Consider the following 1461-nt stretch of genomic DNA (forward strand, 5'->3'; position numbering starts at 1 on the left):
GGTGAGCTGACGGATGCGGGCCTTGAAGTTGTCCAGCGCCTTGTCGGCCACCTTGCATTTGACTTCTTTACCCTTGGCCACCCACAGCGCATAGCCCAGGAACTTGCGCCCGAAGGCACTGGCCACCGCGCTCTTGGCTTCGTTGATCTGAAGCCGCAGCTTGGCGTATAGCGTCCTGAGCAGCGCCATCACCCGTTCGCCGGCCTTTCGACTGCCCACGTAGACATTACAGTCGTCGGCGTAGCGCGCGAAGCTGTAGCCTCGTGCCTCCAGCGCCTTGTCCACTTCGTCGAGCAACACGTTGGCCAGCAGCGGAGATAGCGGTCCGCCTTGCGGCGTCCCCAGTTGACGCGCGATCACCACCCCGCCATCCATGATCCCAGCATTCAGGTACGCCCGGATCAGCCGGATCACTCCGGCGTCGTTGATGCGCCTCTTGAGCCTGTCGATCAAGATGTCGTGGTTGACCCGGTCGAAGAACTTCTCCAGGTCCACGTCCACCACCACGCGCTTGCCTGACTGCACGTAGCTACGCGCGGCCTTGACCGCGTCGTGCGCCCGTCTGCCAGGCCGGAACCCGTGGCTGTGTTCGCTGAAGGTGGGGTCGATCAGGGGTTGCAGCACTTGCAGCAGTGCCTGCTGGATCAGTCGATCCAGCACCGTCGGGATGCCCAGCTCGCGCTGGCTGCCGTCCGGTTTGGGAATCATCACCTTACGTACCGGGCTCGGCCGGTAACACCCCTGCAGCAGCTCGTGACGAATTTCAGTCCAGTTCGTGCGCAACAGCTCGGCGGTCTGCTCGATATCGAGCCCGTCCACCCCGGCTGCGCCTTTGTTGGCCTTGACTCGCTTCCAAGCCGTTTGCAGGTTCTGTCTCGTCAGCGCCGCTTCCAGCAGGCCACCGGTGCCCGCCTTCGGCATTGCCGACCCTGTGCCCGGGTGTTCACTCGGCGGGCCGCAGGCTTCGTCGCTGACGAGATCACGCAAGGCTTCACCTTGCGCTTCCCCCACCCGCCCAGGTCGCCCCGGCATCTGACGCATGGCCTTCTGCATCCTCGTGTCCTCGGTCACTCACTCTCGTTCGGCCCTTCGCCGTCACCTTCTGGCCTCATCGACCCCGGCTTGAGCTACTACGACCTCTGCTGACTTCCCGCTCCGGTACAGCCGTCGCCCTTTCAGGCACAAGGCGGGATCTCCCCAGGTAAGAACGCACACCTTCATCGCACAGCCGCCGCATCTACGCCACCTCGCCTTGGTCACAAGAGCTTTGCGGTTACGTGCCCGCTCGCCCTGCCTGGCAGCACCTTCTATGCGGTTCTTGTTCATCGGCTCACGATTTATGCTCCACGCTTCCTCCCCACGCTCGGTCACCTTCACGCAGTTGCGCTTCACTTCACTCACTGTGACCAGCTCGTGGCGGGACTTGCACCCGCAGGCGTGCGCCCATGCTGGGCGCACACG

The 1461-nt window shown here is 63.7% G+C and carries 1 protein-coding gene; it reads right to left on the bottom strand.

The window, feature by feature from the left end; all coding sequences use genetic code 11:
• A partial coding sequence (ltrA, locus tag C6P61_RS16745; protein WP_105731054.1) for a group II intron reverse transcriptase/maturase occupies positions 1-1053 on the bottom strand: 1053 nt, incomplete at its 3' end.
• Positions 1054-1461 lie beyond the last annotated feature (408 nt).

The organism is Malikia spinosa (assembly GCF_002980625.1).
Classification (GTDB): Bacteria; Pseudomonadota; Gammaproteobacteria; order Burkholderiales; family Burkholderiaceae_C; genus Malikia; species Malikia spinosa.